General features: G+C 47.0%; 15 protein-coding genes and 1 pseudogene. 14 read left to right on the top strand and 2 right to left on the bottom strand.

Going from position 1 to position 18,672, the window contains the following annotated elements:
- The first annotated feature begins 38 nt into the window (after positions 1-38).
- The 13 genes and pseudogenes from rplU (at position 39) to Pelsub_RS11190 (ending at position 11,801) form a co-directional block, all read left to right on the top strand.
- A complete protein-coding gene (gene rplU / locus Pelsub_RS15855) occupies positions 39-572 on the top strand; it encodes a 50S ribosomal protein L21 (protein WP_198418349.1) in 534 nt (177 codons plus the stop codon).
- A gap of 83 nt (positions 573-655) precedes the next feature.
- A complete protein-coding gene (rpmA, locus tag Pelsub_RS11240; RefSeq protein WP_116223645.1) occupies positions 656-919 on the top strand; it encodes a 50S ribosomal protein L27 in 264 nt (87 codons plus the stop codon).
- A 21-nt stretch (positions 920-940) separates the two neighbouring features.
- Positions 941-1,150 (top strand): annotated as a pseudogene (gene rpmE, locus Pelsub_RS15915) (50S ribosomal protein L31); the annotation flags it as partial.
- A 3-nt stretch (positions 1,151-1,153) separates the two neighbouring features.
- Positions 1,154-1,417 carry a DNA-directed RNA polymerase subunit alpha C-terminal domain-containing protein gene (locus Pelsub_RS15910; protein ID WP_267896278.1) on the top strand — a complete coding sequence of 88 codons (264 nt, stop codon included), beginning with the start codon at positions 1,154-1,156 and terminating at the stop codon, positions 1,415-1,417.
- 101 nt (positions 1,418-1,518) lie between these two features.
- Complete coding sequence (locus tag Pelsub_RS11230; protein ID WP_116223646.1) at positions 1,519-2,091, top strand: thymidine kinase; 573 nt, start codon at positions 1,519-1,521, stop codon at positions 2,089-2,091.
- A 4-nt stretch (positions 2,092-2,095) separates the two neighbouring features.
- Positions 2,096-2,650 carry a hypoxanthine phosphoribosyltransferase gene (gene hpt, locus Pelsub_RS11225; RefSeq protein WP_116224981.1) on the top strand — a complete coding sequence of 185 codons (555 nt, stop codon included), beginning with the start codon at positions 2,096-2,098 and terminating at the stop codon, positions 2,648-2,650.
- 15 nt (positions 2,651-2,665) lie between these two features.
- The gene (locus Pelsub_RS11220; RefSeq protein ID WP_116223647.1) at positions 2,666-4,150 is read left to right on the top strand and encodes a tRNA nucleotidyltransferase/poly(A) polymerase family protein; all 1,485 of its coding nucleotides are present in this window, start codon (positions 2,666-2,668) and stop codon (positions 4,148-4,150) included.
- A 3-nt stretch (positions 4,151-4,153) separates the two neighbouring features.
- Complete coding sequence (locus tag Pelsub_RS11215) at positions 4,154-4,921, top strand: alpha/beta fold hydrolase (RefSeq protein WP_116223648.1); 768 nt, start codon at positions 4,154-4,156, stop codon at positions 4,919-4,921.
- Positions 4,921-6,033 carry a DUF362 domain-containing protein gene (locus tag Pelsub_RS11210; protein WP_116223649.1) on the top strand — a complete coding sequence of 371 codons (1,113 nt, stop codon included), beginning with the start codon at positions 4,921-4,923 and terminating at the stop codon, positions 6,031-6,033. The genes Pelsub_RS11215 and Pelsub_RS11210 overlap by 1 nt, the downstream gene beginning before the upstream one ends.
- A 115-nt stretch (positions 6,034-6,148) precedes the next feature.
- A complete protein-coding gene (locus Pelsub_RS16010; RefSeq protein ID WP_116223650.1) occupies positions 6,149-6,376 on the top strand; it encodes a DUF2905 domain-containing protein in 228 nt (75 codons plus the stop codon).
- Between the two features lie 85 nt (positions 6,377-6,461).
- The gene (locus Pelsub_RS11200; RefSeq protein ID WP_116223651.1) at positions 6,462-7,637 is read left to right on the top strand and encodes an NAD(P)/FAD-dependent oxidoreductase; all 1,176 of its coding nucleotides are present in this window, start codon (positions 6,462-6,464) and stop codon (positions 7,635-7,637) included.
- A 103-nt stretch (positions 7,638-7,740) separates the two neighbouring features.
- Complete coding sequence (gene ppdK / locus Pelsub_RS11195; RefSeq protein WP_116223652.1) at positions 7,741-10,491, top strand: pyruvate, phosphate dikinase; 2,751 nt, start codon at positions 7,741-7,743, stop codon at positions 10,489-10,491.
- Positions 10,492-10,817: 326 nt separating this feature from the next.
- Positions 10,818-11,801: a serine hydrolase domain-containing protein gene (locus Pelsub_RS11190; RefSeq protein WP_116223653.1), complete on the top strand. Its 984-nt coding sequence runs from the start codon at positions 10,818-10,820 to the stop codon at positions 11,799-11,801.
- 85 nt (positions 11,802-11,886) lie between these two features.
- Here the strand turns inward: Pelsub_RS11190 and Pelsub_RS11185 are convergent, their stop codons facing one another.
- The gene (locus Pelsub_RS11185; protein ID WP_116223654.1) at positions 11,887-14,304 is read right to left on the bottom strand and encodes a tetratricopeptide repeat protein; all 2,418 of its coding nucleotides are present in this window, start codon (positions 14,302-14,304) and stop codon (positions 11,887-11,889) included.
- 154 nt (positions 14,305-14,458) lie between these two features.
- Positions 14,459-16,906 carry a putative bifunctional diguanylate cyclase/phosphodiesterase gene (locus Pelsub_RS11180; RefSeq protein ID WP_116223655.1) on the bottom strand — a complete coding sequence of 816 codons (2,448 nt, stop codon included), beginning with the start codon at positions 16,904-16,906 and terminating at the stop codon, positions 14,459-14,461.
- Positions 16,907-17,208: 302 nt separating this feature from the next.
- Between Pelsub_RS11180 and Pelsub_RS11175 the strand changes: the two genes are divergently transcribed.
- Positions 17,209-18,651: an MFS transporter gene (locus Pelsub_RS11175; protein WP_116223656.1), complete on the top strand. Its 1,443-nt coding sequence runs from the start codon at positions 17,209-17,211 to the stop codon at positions 18,649-18,651.
- Positions 18,652-18,672 lie beyond the last annotated feature (21 nt).

The raw sequence follows: 18,672 nt of genomic DNA, 5'->3' as shown, positions 1-18,672 counted from the left end.
CGCGTGGATCGCGGTGAAGTGAAGATTGGAGAAACTATATGTTATATGCAATTGTGGAAAGTGGCGGCAAACAGTACAAAGCTGTCGAAGGCAGCTATATTGAAGTAGATCTGCTGCCAGATGAAGTCGGTAAAAAGAAAACCTTCGACAAAGTTTTACTTCTGGTTGATGACGAAAAAGTGGAAGTAGGTACGCCGTATCTTTCCAATGTATCCGTTGACACAACCATTTTGGAACACTTCAAAGGCCCCAAGATCATTGTATTCAAGTATCGCGCAAAAGAGCGTTACCGCGTTAAGACCGGCCACCGCCAGAAATATACCCGCGTTATGGTTGAATCCATTGCTTTCGCAGGTAAGACAGTGAAACCTGCTAAAGTGGAAGAACCGGTAGCTAAAGTAGAAAAAGCCGAGAAACCCGCAGCTAAAAAAGCTCCCGCCGCCGCAGCCAAAAAGGCGTCAAGCAGCACAGCGAAGAAGCCAGCGGCAAAAGCTTCAACCGCAGCAAAACCGGCAGCCAAGAAGACAACTACTAAACCCAGTGCAGCCAAAAAGCCTTCAGAAAAGAAATAGGGTTTAATAAACTGTATTGAGATTATTACTGAGAAAAATATTATTCTGTTGATTGAATAATCGTTCAAAAAAGGAAGTGAAATATGGCACATAAAAAAGGTGGCGGTTCAACCAGGAACGGCCGTGATAGTAAATCAAAACGCCTGGGCGTGAAAAAATACGGTGGCGAAACCGTAATTTGCGGGAATATTTTAGTCCGCCAGCGCGGAACAAAAATTAAACCCGGTAATAACGTTGGAGTTGGAAAAGATTACACTCTCTTTGCTATGGCGAACGGTGTGGTTGAATTTACCCGTTTACCCAATGGCCAGAAAAAAGTCAGTGTTCTTCCCATGGACGAAGCCTAAAGACTTGAGAGGTTAAATAATATGAAAAAAGATATTCATCCCGTGTTTTATTCGGATGCCACAGTGATCTGCTCGTGCGGAAACACTTGGAAGACCGGTTCAACCCAAAAAGAAATCCACACGGAAGTGTGCTCAAAATGCCATCCTTTCTTCACGGGTGAACAGGCGCGTTTGATCGATATTGAAGGTCAGGTCGATCGCTTCTATAAGAAACTACAAGCTCGCCAGGAATTCATCGCCGACGAACAACGCAAACAGGACGAAAAGACTTCTCCCGATCGTCCGGTTGAGGAGTTGGAGTTGGGCAAGCGTGCTACCGAATCTTTGGCTGAAGCCGGCATGACAACAGTCGGCCAGATCCTTGAACGTCTCGAAGCAGGCGAAGCAGCTATGCTGGAATTGCCGGGCATTGGCCGGAAGACTTTGATCGATGTCAAAAAGAAACTGCGCTCAATGGGTTATGAGTTACCCCCAGCGGCGGAAGAGATCACGGTTTAACAATTACTAATTTGTTAATTAAGAAGGCAGTTTCTGCCTTCTTTTTATTTAAGCCGGATATGAGTTAGTGTAAAATCTAAATAATGCGATAAGGAGTCTGAATGGAATATAAAACCGGTTCGGTAGAAGTTATTTGCGGATCTATGTTTAGCGGTAAAACCGAAGAGATGATCCGCCGCTTAAGAAGGGCAGTAATTGCCAGACAAAAAGTACAGGTATTCAAGCCGGTTATCGATAACCGTTATAATGCCAGTAAGGTAACTTCGCATGCCGGTTTGGACTTTGAAGCTATACCAATTTCCGATTCCTCCGAGATCATGAAAAACATGAAGGACGATACCACCGTAGTCGGTATTGATGAAGCCCAATTTTTTGATGACGGTATTGTTGATATCATCGAACGGTTGGCTAACCATAACATTCGGGTGATTGTTACCGGGTTGGATATGGACTTTCGGGGTGAACCTTTTGGCTGCATTCCGGAATTACTGGCACGGGCAGACAAGATCGATAAGCTGCAGGCGATCTGCATGACATGCGGAGAACCAGCCAACCGCACACAGCGTTTGGTTGACGGTAAACCGGCACACTATGAGGACCCGATCGTGATCGTCGGTGCTTCTGAAATGTATGAAGCCCGCTGCCGGGCGCACCATGAAGTTCCACGGGATTGATAATATGGAAGACTATCACAGCTTTTTAAAAGAGATTCTCGTTCCTGAAGATAAATTGCAGGCGCGCATCGCCGAGCTGGGCAAGCAGATCAGCCATGATTACAAGGACGCACAACAGTTGCTGTTGATCTGCATCCTGCGTGGTGCGGTTATGTTCATGACCGACCTTTCCCGTCACATTGACGTTCCGCACTCCATGGACTTTATGGCGATCTCCTCCTATGGAGCGGGAAACCGAAATACTTCAGGCATGGTGCGTATTACCATGGACTTGAATACGAATATTTGCGGGCGGGATGTGTTGATTGTTGAGGATATTATTGACAGCGGCAATACGCTGGCGTACGTGCTTAGATTGCTGTCCACACGCAAACCCAAGAGCTTGAATATTTGTACTTTGCTGGATAAAGCGGAGCGCCGCGAGGTGGAAGTGCCAATTCGATATACCGGTTTTACCATCCCTAATAAATTCGTCTTTGGCTACGGTCTGGACCTGGATGAGTATTACCGCAATTTACCTTTCATTGGCGTGGTGGATCTGGAAAGATACGAGGGATGAGTTAGAATCCACAGAATGATCCGCAAAATTTTAGGACCCGAGATAAGTGATGTTGTCACGACATTAATCGAGACTTGTGAAGAAATCTATCTGGTCGGAGGATCCATTCGTGACCATCTGCTTGATATTCCCAGCCACGATCTCGATTTTGTGGTTAAAAGAAACGCATTAAAAGCCGCAAAAATTTGCGCCGATAAATTGGGGGGACATTATTATGCCCTGGATGCGGAACGCGGAACCGGCAGGGCGCTGGTGGAAATAAAAGGCGAGTCTATTATCCTGGATTTTGCCACGTTGGCATCAGAGGGAATTCAAACCGACTTGGAATTGCGGGATTTTACCATCAACGCAATGGCTGTAAATATTGCCGCTCCCAAGGATTTGTTTGACCCTTTGCACGGCGCACAGGATTTGCGTGCCGGTCTATTGCGGCCCTGCAGCCCCGCGAGTTTTGCAAACGATCCCATCCGGACTATCCGGGCAGTGCGTTTTCAACAGCGCTTGAATTTAACCTTGGATCAATCGGCTGAAGTTCTCATTCAAGCAGCAGCCCCCGGTTTGAGCGGTATATCCGCGGAGAGAAAAAGGGACGAACTTTTTGCGGTATTTGAAAGCGACAACATCAAGCAATCCTGCGAGCTGATGCAATCCTATAAAATTTGGGATCTGGTTTTTCCATATTTGGCAGAGCTTGACCGGCTGCAGGACATACCGCGGCATTTCCATTCATTAAAAGAGCATACATTGTACGTATTGGATTACTGCCAGCAGCTATTGGAGCACATTTATGGCAGCGATATTGTTCCAGAGAATGTATTTATAAAATCAGCCTGGGAGAGTTTGGATGAATTTCAATCCGACCTCGTTGATTATTTCTCGCGCCCCCTGCACCCTCAACGCCAGTATGATGGTCTGCTTTACCTGGCGATTCTTTACCATGACCTTAGCAAGGTGGAGATAAACCCGGTAGAAGTCTCCGGAAAAATTGGATTTCCCGGCCATGCCGAAAAAAGCGCGGATTTGTTCGACAAAACCAGATCCAATTGGGCGCTTTCAAAAGAAGAATTTCAGTTTGTCGATCACATCATCCGTAACCACATGTTACCCGAGGGGATTAACGGAACGGACGAGGCAAATTCAAGAAGAGTGTTGTACCGCTTCTTTCAGCGCAGCGGATCCGCCGGTGTGTTAATCGGTATTTTCCATCTGGCCGATATTCTGGCTACGTATGAGGATACAATCACCCCGGAGCGATGGAAGAAAGCACTCAATACCTGCCGGACATTGCTCGAATGCTGGTTTCGAAAATATAATCAAATTATTGCGCCTCCCGCATTGCTATCGGGAGACGAGGTCATGCGTGATTTCAGCCTGGCCCCCGGACCTCAGATTGGGAAGCTCCTGGAAGATGTTCAGGAAGGTCAGGCAGCCGGAATAATCAACAGTAAGGAAATGGCCTACAAGCATATTCTATGTCTGTTGGACAGGAAAGAAGATTAATACATGACAACCAAACTTTATGTGGAAGAATTTGGGAATGGACTCCCTATTACTTTGCTTCATGGATACCCATTAGATCATTCTATTTGGATGGAACTCGTTCCACAAATTGAAAAAGAAGCCCGATTAATATTGCCTGATCTGCGCGGACACGGCAAGTCGCCCGCGCTCCAAGGGCCATACAGCATGTTGGAGATGGCAGAAGATGTGGTTGGCATGTGGGATTCTTTAGGCGTGGAGAAGAGCGTGATCGGCGGGCATTCGATGGGTGGATACGTGGCATTGGCACTGGCGCGTTATTTTCCTGAGAGATTGGCCGGCCTGACTTTGGTGGCGTCAAGAACTAACGCGGATGCTCCCGAAAAACGCAAAGCCCGTTTGGAATCCATTGAGGATGTGAGGAAGAATGGTATTGGCGATGCCATTTTGTCGATGCCCGAAAAACTTTCGTATAATAATAGTGTTCAAAAATTTTGCAGGGAGATCATCCTGGATGCTTCGCAAGTGGGTGTGATGGGAGTTCTGGCGGCAATGGCTGATCGCCCGGATTCACTTGATCTCTTTCTCGGTTTAGAAATTCCCTCCATGATAATCGCCGGGCAGAATGATCAAATTGTACCAATTGAATCTTTGCGGTCTGTTGCCCAGAAAATGAAAAGACCATGGTTAGTGGAAATCTCCAATGCCGGGCATATGCCCATGTTGGAAGAACCGAAAGAAGTTGCTTCTGCTTTATTAGCATTTATCCAATTTATTAAGGAGAATAATTAATGGCCTCAAAAGTATTTTTTACTGATATGCGTACCAAACCCGGAATTAATATGTATGACAAGTTAAACCGTCTAATCAAAAAAGCTGGAATTGAAGAGATCGAAATGCAGGATAAGTTGGTCGCATTAAAGATCCACTTCGGCGAACCCGGAAACCTGGCTTATCTGCGCCCCAACTACGCGGCGGCTGTTGTGAAAAAAATCAAAAAAATGGGCGGCAAACCATTCCTTACGGATTGCAATACCTTGTATTATGGAAGACGGGCAAACGCGGTAGACCATTTGGAAGCCGCCATGGAAAATGGTTTCAACCGGATTGCAGTGGGATGTGATGTTGTGATCGCTGATGGTTTGACCGGCGGGGACGCAACGGAAATCCCGCTGGATTTTGATTTGGTAAAAAGCGCCAAGATCGGTTCTGCTATTGCCGACAGTGACATTGTTATCAGCTTGAACCATTTCAAAGGCCATGAGCAAACCGGTTTCGGCGGCGCGTTGAAAAACATCGGTATGGGCTGCGGGTCACGCAAGGGAAAGATGGAGATGCATTCCTCTTCCAAGCCGAAGATAAAAGAAGAAAATTGTGTTTCCTGCGGCATGTGTATCCGGAAATGCCCGCAAAAGGCCATCGCTTACAATGAAAACCTGAATGCACAGATCGATTACAACAAATGTATTGGCTGCGGCCAATGTGTTGCCAGCTGCCATTACGGCGCGGCCACGGCCATCTACGACCAGGCTGCCGAGCTGCTCAATAAAAAAATCGCCGAATACGCGTTTGCGGTATTAAAAGACAAACCGCATTTCCATATCAATTTTATGATGAATATCTCACCGGATTGCGACTGCTGGGATTCGAATGACCAAGCGATTGCGCCGGATTTGGGTATTGCTGCATCTTTTGACCCGGTTGCTCTTGACCATGCATGCGTCGACCTGGTCAATGCGGTTCCGGGCGTGAAAAGCAGTCGTCTTTATGAGAAGGGCGATTACAAGGAGGGGGAGGATAAATTTGTACACGTTCACCCCGACGTGCATTGGCGTGATTGTTTAGGCCACGCGGAAGAAATCCATCTGGGTACATTGGATTACAAATTGATTCAGGTGAATTAAATCCTCTTTGCAGAAACGACAGGAGAAGATTAATAATCTTCTCCTGTTTAATTTAAAGACATCTGCAATTTTGGATTAAACTTATACCTGTTAAACATCAACATGGATAAGCACAATGGATTTTAAGTCGCTCAGCCGCTGGTTCATTCTTGCAGGCGTCTGTCTTCTGGCAGTCGGGGGAATTTTCTGGCTGCTTGGGAAGATACTACCCCGCAATATTCCCGGAACGCTTAAAATTCAGATGGGGAATGCTACAATCTTCTTTCCAATTTTCCTTTCCGTCTTATTGAGTATCATATTAACGTTGGTTTTAAATATCATCGGACGATTCCTTAACCATTAATTGGTACTGCTTTCGCTTGATTTACATATTGCTAATAATCTTAACGATAATTTCAGCTTAGTATAGTTAATAAAAAGGAAGAATCATGAAAAACTATCGCTATCTGATAATTGGCGGGGGAATGAGCGCGGATGCAGCGGTTGAGGGCATCCGAGAACTTGACTCCGAAGGCACCATCCTGGTTATTTCATCCGAACCCGACCCACCTTATAAACGTCCACCGCTTTCCAAGTCTTTATGGAAGAAAACGCCGTTGGATAAAATTTGGCTGGATACTGCCGGGAAGAAGGCGGATGTGCTGCTCGATCAGCGCGTTACCAAAATTGATAAGGATGAAAAATCTGTCACTACCGATGCGGGTAATGAATTTCATTATGACAAATTGCTGCTGGCAACCGGAGGAAAACGCAGAAAGCTGCCATTTGGCGAAGACGCCATCCTGTATTACCGGACTCTTGAGGATTTCAAGAAGCTGCATGAAATGTCCGACAGTAAAAAGCGTTTCGGAGTGATCGGCAGCGGTTTTATCGGCTCAGAAATTGCCGCGGCACTAGCGATGAATGGTAAAGAGGTCGTATTATTCGATATCGGCCCCGGCATCGGCTGGAATGTTTTCCCGGATGAGATGACTGAATATCTCAATGAGTACTACCAACAAAAAGGCGTTGAGATTGTCACGAATGTAAAAGTGACCAATGTTGAGAGAACCGGCGGCCATTACAAGCTCAGTCTCAATTCAGGCCAATCTTATGAATTTGATGGGATCGTAGCCGGTGTGGGTATTATGCCGGATACGGAGCTGGCGGAGGCGCTGCAGCTTAAGGTGGATAACGGCGTTCACGTGAATGAATTCCTGCAAACCAGCGACCCGGATATCTATGCGGCCGGGGATGTGGCGAATTTCTACAACTCGCTGCTTGGGCGGCGCATCCGGGTGGAGCATGCGGACAATGCCACCCAAATGGGCAAAGCTGCCGGCCGCAACATGGCGGGCGCGGACGAGAAATATGATTACTTACCCTTCTTCTATTCGGATTTGTTTGACCTGGGTTACGAAGCCGTTGGCCTGCTGGACGCACGCTGCGAACTGGTTGAGGATTGGCAGCAGAAATTCGAGAAAGGCGTTCTCTATTACCTGGAGGACAACCGGGTGAGAGGGGTCTTATTATGGAATGTGTGGGATAAAGTTGACCAGGCAAGGGAGGTGATTGGTATGGCAGCCCCGGTAAAGAAAGAGATGTTAATCGGAAAAATCGCTTAATTAAGCCCGCAGAATTTATCAAAAATGCTACCTATGGTAAAATCGTAAACTAGCGCAATTTTTATAAATTAATTGTGATTAACTCTAATTTGGAGGATTAATTATGTCAGAAAAGAAATGGGTTTACCTTTTCAACGAAGTTGAAGAGGCTGAAAAATACACCGGCTCTTGGGACGGCGTACGAGGTCTGTTGGGCGGCAAGGGCGCGAACCTGGCCGAAATGACCCGCATCGGCGTGCCTGTGCCACCGTTCTTTACCGTCACCACGGAAGCTTGTAACGCTTTCCTGGCGGCCGGCAGCAAATTCCCGGCGGGTATGTGGGAACAAATGCTGGATGGTTTGAAAGCGGTTGAGACAGCTGCCGAAAAGAAATTCGGCGATCCCACCAATCCGCTGCTGGTTTCCTGCCGCTCCGGCGCCAAGATGTCCATGCCTGGTATGATGGACACGGTGCTGAACATCGGTTTGAACGATGAAACCGCCAAAGGCATGGTCAAACTGACTGAAAATGAACGCTTTGTTTATGACTCCTATCGCCGCTTGATCTCCATGTTCGGCTCAGTTGTATTAGGAATTAAAGACGAAGCATTTGAAAAAGTCCTGGATGCCAAGAAAAAAGAACGCGGTACCAAAGCCGATACCGATTTGACCACTGAAGATCTGAAAGACCTTGTGGAAAAATTCAAAGTAGTTGTCAAAGCTGAGAAAGGTTTCGATTTTCCCCAGGATCCCATCGACCAGATGCGCCTGGCAACAGAAGCTGTTTTCTCTTCCTGGAATGGCAAACGTGCCGTTGACTACCGTCGCGCGGCTGACATTCCCGATGACCTGGGTACGGCTGTCAACATTGTAACCATGGTATTCGGCAACACCGGCTGGGAATCCGGCACTGGTGTAGCCTTTACCCGCGACCCATCCACCGGCGAAAAAATGCTGTATGGTGAATACCTGCTGAACGCGCAAGGCGAAGACGTTGTGGCCGGTATCCGTAATACCGAAAAAATCGTTAAAATGGGTGAGACGCTTCCCGAAGCATACGAACAATTCCTGGATATCACCAAGAAACTGGAATTGCACTACAAAAATATGCAGGATATGGAATTCACCATTGAGAACCGGCGTTTGTGGATGCTGCAAACCCGCGATGGCAAACGCACCGCAAAAGCGGCTGTCAAGATTGCTGTCGACATGGTCAATGAAGGCTTGATTTCCAAGGAAGAAGCCATAAAGCGTGTTTCTCCCGCGAATGTGGATACATTGCTGCATCCCCAATTCATGGGCAACACCAAAGACGAAGCCAAGAAATCCGGAAAGATGTTTGCAACCGGTGTGAACGCATCACCTGGCGCAGCCGTCGGCCAGATTTACTTTGACGCCGACACAGCCGAAAGAATGGCCAAAGAAGAAAAACAAAAAGTCATCATGGTACGCCCCTTTACAAAACCGGATGATGTACACGGTATGCTGGCTGCTGAAGGTATTCTGACCAGTGAAGGCGGCGCCACATCCCACGCGGCAGTGGTTGCCCGTCAATTCGGCGTGCCCTGCATCGTTGGCGCATCCATGATGCACATCGATCTGGACAAACGCGAACTGGAATCAGAAGGCGTGATTGTCAAAGAAGGCGACTGGATTTCACTGGATGGCGGTACCGGAGAGGCTTTCCTGGGAAAACTGGATTTAGGCGCGCCTTCATTGGAAGAGCAAACCGATTTGATGACCCTGCTTAATTGGGCAGATGAAATTTGCGCAAAACCCGGCACCCGCACCGCTCCCGAAGGCTGGCCAACCACCGGCTTGCAGGTTTGGGCCAACGCGGATTACCCGAAAGATGCCCAGCGCGCCCGCGCTTATGGCGCCAAGGGTATCGGCCTGTGCCGCACCGAGCACATGTTCTTTGAACAAACCCGCCTGCCCACCGTACAGCGCATGATCCTGGCGGAGACTTCGGAAGAACGCGTAAAAGCTTTGGATGAACTGCTGCCCTTCCAGCGCTCGGACTTCGAAGGTTTGTTTGAGGCTATGGACGGCTATCCTGTTATCATCCGTCTGATCGACCCGCCTTTGCATGAGTTCCTGCCTTCCGAAGAAGTATTGTTGGAAGAAGTAATCACCATGCGGGTTAAGGGCGAAACCAAAGGCCTGAAAGAAAAAGAAGACATGCTGGAAAGCGTCAAGACCATGCATGAATCCAACCCGATGATGGGCTTGCGCGGTGTGCGCTTGAGCATTGTCATGCCCGAAATCGTGGAAATGCAGGTGCGCGCGATCTTTGAAGCTGCCGCCAACATGACCAAGAAGGGCATTGTGGTCAAACCGGAAGTCATGATCCCGCTGACCGGACACATCAACGAGCTGCTGCACATCCAACCGCGCTTGATTGAAATTGCCAAGACCGTCATGGCCGAAAAGAAAGTCGAATTTACTTATAAGTTCGGCACCATGATTGAGATCCCGCGTGCGGCTGTCACCGCCGGTGAAATTGCCAGCGTTGCGGAATTCTTCTCCTTCGGCACGAACGACCTGACTCAGATGACCTTCGGCTACAGCCGTGACGATGCGGAACGCAACTTCCTGGTCACCTATGTAGAAAAAGGTATTCTGCCCAAGAATCCGTTCCAGACTATCGATGTTGACGGTGTAGGTCGTTTGATGAAGGTGGCCGTGAAAGATGGCCGCGAGACCCGCCCCAGCCTGGAAGTAGGTATCTGCGGCGAACATGGCGGCGACCCGGCTTCCATCGAGTTCTGCCACACCATCGGAAATAACTACGTGAGCTGCTCACCGTTCCGCGTGCCTGTTGCCCGTTTGGCTGCCGCGCAAGCTGCGCTGAAATATGCTCCTAAAAAGTAAATAACGTCTATAGAAAATAAAAAGCCCGCGGAAATTTTCCGCGGGCTTTTTTGTTATATTGGCATTCAGAAATAATATTCAATCAATGTTATTGCGAGAAATGTGAAGGTAAATCGGAGCATTCTCAACTGTGGAAAGAAATAAATGTACGGAAAATAAAAATCAGGAAATTATTATGTGTAAGCTTCAAAGGAACACCTGTTTGACGGGTGTTTTTGATTTAAAAAGAGAAGCCTCTGGTTATCAAGATTGATCTTGCAAAACATTTTTAATCAAAGTAACCTTCATTGGTTGAGTATTTCACATAAATTAATGGAGGAAATTACATGGATCAGGAAAAAAATACTAAGCTTGAGAAAGTAATACACGATGATTATGGCAATATCGAGGGCATAATCGTACAAAAAGGAGGAAAAAATGTATATGAAAAATATTTCAATGGATACACCGCCGAAAATGCCATTCATGTATCTTCGGTGACGAAGAGTGTTTTCTCTGCATTGATGGGTATAGCCATTGAAAAAGGCTATATCAAGAGCGTGGACCAGAAGGTATTGGAATTTTTCCCGGATTATGCTGTTCAAGCAGATGAAAAAATAATACAGGGCGTGATGATTCGAAATTTGCTTAACATGACGGCCCCTTATAAATGTCAGTCTGAACCATACGAGGAGTTTTTTGCGAGCGATAACTGGGTGAAAGCCGCCCTTGATTTATTGGGAGGCAAGGAAAATTCGGGGGAATTTAGATATGCTCCTATTATCGGAACACATATCTTGGAGGGAATTCTAGCGAAAGCGACAGGGCAATCCGTTCTTGATTTCGCCGCGGAGAATTTATTCTCCCCGTTGGGAATCCATGTTCACAATGTAGTGCTGCGAAATAAAGAAGAGCAGATGGCGTGGTATTCAAAAGTTGAAAACACTTGCGGCTGGGTAGTTGATCCACAAGGAATAAACACAGCAGGTTGGGGGCTTACCTTGACGCCTGCGGATATGACGAAAATTGGCCAATTGTACCTGAATAATGGAATGTGGGATGGCAAACAAATTGTATCGTCGGAGTGGATAGCTGAGAGTACAAGAGAACAAAGCCGATGTGTCCAATGGGGAAATATCGCCTATGGCTATCTTTGGTGGATCATTGATGGAGAAAGTTATGCAGCAATGGGTGATGGCGGCAATGCCATCTACATCAATACAAAGAAAAAAATGGTGATTTCCATCGCTTCGCTTTTCGTACCGGATGCTAAAGATAGGATTGAACTAATAAAAAAATATATCGAACCGGCTTTTGAGGATTGCGAATAACGAATTAATCCTTATCACTAAGGACAAGAGCCTTATGAAAAATGAAACCGCCATTCTTTGTATCAAGAATGGCGGTTCCTCATTCTTATTGCGGCCGGGCGTAGACCAGCTGGTAGATATTCAGAAACTCCATAATCTGCACCAGGTAATCCTGGGTTTCGGAAGCACGGATGACCTCCAGGAATAAGTCGGGGTCATTATTGGAAAGCGCCAACCACTGCTCGGCGTTTCCTGCGCCGGCATTATAGGCAGCCAAGGCTGCCTGCATGTTCCCGGACAGGTATTTCTGCATGCGGCTGAGATAGAAGGCGCCCAGTTCGATGCTGACCTCGCCTTTGAGCAGATCAGCGGATTCGTAATTGCTGGGCCAATTGAGCAGGTCTACATTCTCTTTACCGGTAGCCGGCATGATCTGGGCCAACCCGCTGGCGCCAACTGCAGAGGTAATGAAGGGATTGAACATGCTTTCCTGTCTGACCAACGCGTAAAGCAGCAGAGGATGGATGTTATAGTCGTTCGCGGCGGTGACGATCATTTCACGGAAGTATGCGCCAAAGCGGATGTGAGTGAAATAAATAGGCGCTGTCAATGAAGTGAGGTCGTCCAGCGCAGCCAGACTGAGGATATTCCGGCAGGCATAGATGGCCGGTTGGTAGAGGTCCAGATCGAGCAGGTAATTCATCAGACGATAGAGATTAAGCGGGTCGCCCTGCAGCTCGGCACGCAGCAATTCGGCCTCGTTGATTGCCTGGCTGTACTGGCTGATTTGCCAGTAAGCTTGAATACGCTTGATACGGGGATTGTTTTGGAGGTCTCCCAAACCGCTCAAATCGGTTTCCGCGGGGATATTAAAAGTGGTCCGCAGCCAGGCTTCACCTTCGGGGCGTTCATAATTCAGGTCATAACCCAGGTCGAAACCGTCTTTAATATCGAACATATCACGCCCGTCGAGCAGTTCGCTGCTGCGAATGGCATAGTAATCGGTCGGGTCGGCGTTTTGGCCTGAGGTGAAAGCCGCGCGCGCGTTTTCCTCATCACCCTGAGCCAGGTAGGATTTTCCCATCCACATATAGGCTTTAGCCTTGTCGGCCTGCGTGGTGGACAGCACCAACATGCGTTGGAAGACTTGTAGCGCCTCTTCAAAGCGGGAAAGCCGGTAATAGGTTATGCCGGCCATAAACAGACCGCGATAGCTTAAATCGGAGGACGGGTACTCATTCATCATGCGCAGCCAGGTCTCGGCTGCGTTTTCCAGGTCGCCGTTGCGTTCGTAAATACGCCCGGCTTCATAGAGGAAGGTGGGCGCATCCGGCGAGGAGGCGGCATTATTCACGTAAGACAGGTAGGTTTGAGCGGCATTGGTGTATTCGTCCAAAACCACCCACTGTATGTATCCAATTTCATCCCAGGCAGGCGTCCAATAAGCATTGCCGGGGTAATTATCAATGAGCGTCTGGTATTCAATAATGGCTTGGCGGGGCTCATCGTTGAAATAATGGGAGAGGCCCTTAAAATAATAAACGGAACCATCGTTATCTTCAGGGTCGGTTGCCAGATAGCGTTCGAAAGCTTCAATAGCGTAGTCGTAAGAGCCGGCGTAATAATCCACCAGTCCGCGCACGTAATCATTGACCGGCACGCCGTTAGCCACCAGAATTGAGAGGGCGGTGAAGGAATCGTAGGCTTTGGGGAACTGATAAGCCGAATCCAGAAAGCGCGCGTAAGCCTCGTTGGGCATATCCAGCTTGAGGTATGCCTGGCCGGTGAGCAGGTTGGCCGTGGCGCGCGCATAGTCGTCCTGGCTGGTGTTATAGACGTTCATGTAATATTGGATAGCCGTAGTTAAATCCAACAGGCCGTCATAAGCCTGTCCAATCTTGAGGTTCAGGCTGGAGGAGTCGCCGGGCGGATCGGCCTGCAGCGCAGCTTGATAGGCATAGATGGCTTGAGTGAAATCTCCCGCGCTCATGGCAGAATCGCCCTGCAGGGTGAGTGCATAAGCATCCAACACACCGGGGGCTAATTGGACGTATTTTGAATATGCGTCAGCAGCCTGGGCGTATTCCTCAATCTGCTGGTAAGCCTGGCCGAGCATGAAATATGTGTCGGCCACAACCTCAGCACTGGGGTATTGGCCCAGGATGCGGTTGAAAGCATCGATGGCGGCGGTGTACTGGCGCTCACTGTAATAGCAGCGCCCCAAACCATAGAGCGCCTGAGAGCGGATTTTTTCGTCATCGGATTGCTGAAAGGCTTCCTGATAAAGCTCTTTAGCCTTGTCCATTTGACCGGCCAGCAGGGCAGTATCGGCGGCATCAATGCGGCCGGAAGGAGAAGGTGTTGGCGTAGCCGTGGGCTTGGGTTCAAAAGCGGTTTGAATGCCGGAGAAGAACTCGATACTCTGGTCACCATTATCATCTTGGGTAAGTTGGATAAAGGGCAGGCTGCATGCAGAGCTAATCAGCAAGCACGCGCACAGGAAGGCAAGCAGATTTTTTCTCATATCCGCTTTATATATTAGGTTGCGCTTTGTGTCAACCTGTAGGGAAATTGGTCGGGATGTGGGTAAGCAATAGAAATAGAGTAATTTGGATTCCCGATCATCGAAAAAATCTCAAGAGTGAGGATCGATAATAAATTGATAGGTTTATCGAGCTTTATCTCTTTTTCCCGGATTGAAGAAGGTCGTCAATTCCAGAGGATGCCAAAGGATAGGATAATAAATAACCTTGTCCATATTTGCAGGCCATAGATTTTAAATCTTTCAATTGCCGTTCTGTTTCTATGCCTTCGGCAATGATGTCGATTCCCAGTTCTTGTGCCATATTGACAATGGTTTTTACCAGATGATCCCCATTCTCGCCTTTGCCAATCGACTGAATAAAGGATTTATCGATTTTGATCATGTCGACATGGAAATTCAGTAAATATCCCAATGATGAATACCCGGTCCCAAAATCATCGATTTGGATTTCATAGCCCATATTATTGAGTGTAGTAAAAACAATTCTTGCTTTTTCTCTATTCTCAACAAGGACAGTTTCCGTGATTTCCAGGTGTATGTATTTTGGTTTCAAGCCCGTTACCGTGGTTGTTGTCTCAAGACAATGAATGAAGTCGGGGTGAATAAAGTGCCGTCCCGAAATATTAATATTGATACACAATTCTTCTCTGTCAGGGTAATTTTTCTGCCACTGCTTCAACTGCCGGCAGGCTTCCAGCAAAACCCATTCTCCGATTTTCACAATCAAATCTGATTCCTCGGCAATTGAAATAAAATCCGCCGGGAGTAAAACGCCGCGACCTGGATTGTTCCAGCGCAGCAAGGCTTCAAAGCCTACCAGATCATTTGAACTCAAAGAGTAAATTGGCTGGTAATTGAGGAATAGTTCATCTCTTTCGATAGCGTGCTGCAATTGCGCTTCCAGATCCAGGCGGGAAATTGCTTCAGTTCGCAGGTTGGGAGTGAAAACTACAAAACGTGCTTTTCCCAACATTTTTGCCCGATACATGGCGATATCCGCATCCTGCAGGATACTGTCCGAATCTGTATAGTCCTTGGTATCGGCAACTATTCCCATGCTGGCTGAAACATAAAAATCTTTTCCGGAAAGCGAATAAGGCGGGAGAAGGACATCTTTGATTCGCTCCGCGATTATCTCTGTTTGAGAGGAATCTGAGTTATTTTCCAAAAGAATTGCGAACTCATCGCCTCCCAAGCGGGCTAAAGTATCACTTTTTCGCAGGCACTTTTGCACCCGCCTGGCAAAATGTACGAGCAGTTCATCACCTACCGCATGCCCCATGCTGTCATTCACATTTTTGAAATGATCGATGTCAATAAAGAAAACTGAGAAATGATGGTCTTTATGACGCTTTGAATAATCAATCACGTGCTGTATCCGGTCCGCCAGCAAAACGCGGTTCGGTAATTTTGTCAGGGAATCGTGCAAGGCATCAAATGCCAATTGATCTTCAGCTTTTTTCCGTTCCCGAATCTGATTTTCAAGATCCATGTTCGTTTTCTGCAGATACACAGCTTGGCTTTTTACCACATTCAAGGTTCGACTTAAATTTTCGTTGAGCTTGTCATTTTCCCAAAAAACCAGGAATTGACGAACGAGGACTAAAAGAATGAGAATCCCAAGGCAGCCGACTAGGTAACGGAGGTAAAGCAGTTCGTTATTGAGTACCCGATAAAATAGCAGCCCAAAAGCCAGGATGATTGAAAGATAAGGTAAATTTCCCCTGACCGTACTTCTGACGTAACTCCCGTTATGAATTAAGGATTCATTACCGGAATTGGCTAAATCTGTTGATGTTTTTGATTGGGATTGTAAGTATGCAGCTATTCCGAGAAAGAAATATCCCAGAATCCAACCGCTATCCAACCAGCTTCCACTGAAATAAGTCCCCTGTAGCGATTGGCTGCTGAAAATAATATCGGCAACAATCTGGATGGCAACGCTGATCGCTATAAAAATGAAAGGATAGTCGAATTTTTCCTCTTCCCGGTTGTAAATCAATATTACCAAGCCGGAAAGTAAAATCAGATCGCCTAAAGGATACGCCAGGGTTAGGAACAGCAAAAGCCCGGTCTCGTTTCTGGCAGCTGCAAAAATTTGAGGAAATGTATTCACCCCTAAAAATAATCCAATTACGATAAAAACGATACTCGCGTCAAGCCCGTTATTAATCCGCCTGATGATCGATTCATTATTTTGACTTAAATATAGTAGCCCGATCAGAAATAGCGGGTAGTAAGCAAGATAAAACAAATCCGCGATCGAGGGATAAGGGTTAATATCCAAGATTGTTTCATAGATCGCCCAAACGGTATCTCCAATGGCAAAAAGCAATTGCGCCAAACAAAGAACAGCCCACCCGTTAGCTCGTTTGGTATTTATGGATTTGGTATGTTTATAGGCCAACCATAACAACAACGTGGTTGTTAGATTGAGTAAGAAATTTACCGTATCGGTTAGGGCAGTCGAGAAATCATTTTCCTGAAAACAATAAATTATCCCGAGATTGAGAATAGTCAGAAGAACCAATAAATAAAGAACATATTTTGTGATTGTTTTTAGGCGGTTGGTTTTATTCATTATTCTTCTTTAATAAAAACAGTAAACTATAGATTAACAGGATCTGCAATTATCTCTTTTATTCCAGCAGCTGTATATTAAATTATGATATTTATACATTATATCGGGAATTGGATGAAATTTAAGTAAGGACTTGCTTATCCGAGGATTATTTTATTTCCTATCTTTTTTCTAAAACTATCGCAACATCCTGATGTAATACTATAATAGCTTGAATTAATCCGCATTTTGCCTCGATTGAGGCATTATTTATTTGGGAAGCAAAACCAATATTTATCAATACTTGAATTATGAGGAAGTCCATGCAGCAAGAACAAAACAGAAATTATTGGATCATCGTGTTAACGGTAGCAGTAGGGACCTTTATGGCGGCTTTGGATTCCAGTATTGTCAATGTGGCCATACCGGTTATTCAAGATTTCTTTCAGGTTTCTTTAACCATGGTGGAGTGGGTTATCACGGCATATTTGCTGGTGGTCAGCAGTTTGCTGCTCACATTTGGCCGGTTATCCGATCTTTACGGCCAAAAGAAACTCTACCTGGTTGGTATGGTGATCTTTACTATCAGTTCAATGTTGTGCGGTCTGGCCGCCAGCATTACACAATTAATTTCTTTCCGGATTTTGCAGGCATTGGGCGCCGGCATGATGTTTTCCGCGGGACCGGCGATTATCACCAATTCGGTTCCCCCCGAAAAGCGCGGCCAGGCACTTAGCTTTACCGCTGTCGCTGTGTCCATCGCGCTGGTTACCGGGCCAGTGCTGGGTGGTTTTTTAGTGACCGTCTTCCATTGGAGCAGCATCTTCTTTATCAATATCCCCATCGGGCTTGCGGCAATTTATTTTGTTATCCGAAATATCCCGAATGATCAAAAGAGCCGTTCGATCCCCTTTGACAAAATCGGCAGCTTGTTGATTTCTGCCGCGTTAATCCTGATTATTTTTCCTCTGGAAACGTCGGGCGATTCAAGTTTGAAACCCGTATTTCTGTTTGCCATGCTTGGCGTGGGGTTGATTACCGCGGTAATTTTTGTGTTGGTGGAATTAAAATCCGAGCACCCAATTTTGGATATTGCTTTATTCAAAAACCGGGTGTTCGCGGCTAGCAATGTGGCAGCGGCGTTTAGCTTTTTGGCGCAATTCATCATGACCTTCCTGGTTCCTTTTTACCTGCAGAAATTGAGGCTGTTCACGCCGGCAACAGCCGGCCTGCTTTATATTCCCCTGCCGCTGGCTTCATTGGTGGTGGCGCCCATCAGCGGAATGCTGTCCGACCGATATGACAGCCGTTACCTGAGCACGGCCGGCATGGCGGTCATGGCATGCGGATTGTTTATGCTGAGCTTTCTAAATGAGCATACAGCTACAGCTTACATCATCGTGTCGATGGCGATCACCGGCATGGGGTCGGGCCTGTTCCAAACCCCCAATAACAGCGCTGTCCTGGGCAACGTGCCTCCACAAAACCGTGGCACGGCCTCGGGCATGCTTGCGACCATGCGGAATATCGGCATGGCTTTTGGCGTGGCTATTTCCGGGTCGCTTTTTTCGCTTTTATCCAAGAGGGCGGAAGTGTTCAATGCGGCCAAAGGCTTGACCGGTTTGCAGGTAAAACAAGCTTCGTTCATTTACGCGCTGCACATAACCTTTTTGGTGGCCGGCGTGTTTGCCTTGCTGGCTATGGTTGCCTCGTTCGTGAAAGGGGAAGTAAAACCAGATATTCGGAAACAGTTGGAAGGGATATAAGCGGAACAACTCCTGTAAACC

The organism is Pelolinea submarina (assembly GCF_003966975.1).
Lineage (GTDB): Bacteria > Chloroflexota > Anaerolineae > Anaerolineales > Anaerolineaceae > Pelolinea > Pelolinea submarina.
This window is presented reverse-complemented; position numbering and strand designations above follow the sequence as displayed.

Coding starts and splice junctions, on each gene's coding strand:
- rplU (WP_198418349.1), top strand. CDS start 39: ATGTTATATGCAATTGTGGAAAGTGGCGGCAAACAGTACAAAGCTGTC.
- rpmA (WP_116223645.1), top strand. CDS start 656: ATGGCACATAAAAAAGGTGGCGGTTCAACCAGGAACGGCCGTGATAGT.
- Pelsub_RS11230 (WP_116223646.1), top strand. CDS start 1,519: ATGGAATATAAAACCGGTTCGGTAGAAGTTATTTGCGGATCTATGTTT.
- hpt (WP_116224981.1), top strand. CDS start 2,096: ATGGAAGACTATCACAGCTTTTTAAAAGAGATTCTCGTTCCTGAAGAT.
- Pelsub_RS11220 (WP_116223647.1), top strand. CDS start 2,666: ATGATCCGCAAAATTTTAGGACCCGAGATAAGTGATGTTGTCACGACA.
- Pelsub_RS11215 (WP_116223648.1), top strand. CDS start 4,154: ATGACAACCAAACTTTATGTGGAAGAATTTGGGAATGGACTCCCTATT.
- Pelsub_RS11210 (WP_116223649.1), top strand. CDS start 4,921: ATGGCCTCAAAAGTATTTTTTACTGATATGCGTACCAAACCCGGAATT.
- Pelsub_RS16010 (WP_116223650.1), top strand. CDS start 6,149: ATGGATTTTAAGTCGCTCAGCCGCTGGTTCATTCTTGCAGGCGTCTGT.
- Pelsub_RS11200 (WP_116223651.1), top strand. CDS start 6,462: ATGAAAAACTATCGCTATCTGATAATTGGCGGGGGAATGAGCGCGGAT.
- ppdK (WP_116223652.1), top strand. CDS start 7,741: ATGTCAGAAAAGAAATGGGTTTACCTTTTCAACGAAGTTGAAGAGGCT.
- Pelsub_RS11190 (WP_116223653.1), top strand. CDS start 10,818: ATGGATCAGGAAAAAAATACTAAGCTTGAGAAAGTAATACACGATGAT.
- Pelsub_RS11185 (WP_116223654.1), bottom strand. CDS start 14,304: ATGAGAAAAAATCTGCTTGCCTTCCTGTGCGCGTGCTTGCTGATTAGC.
- Pelsub_RS11180 (WP_116223655.1), bottom strand. CDS start 16,906: ATGAATAAAACCAACCGCCTAAAAACAATCACAAAATATGTTCTTTAT.
- Pelsub_RS11175 (WP_116223656.1), top strand. CDS start 17,209: ATGCAGCAAGAACAAAACAGAAATTATTGGATCATCGTGTTAACGGTA.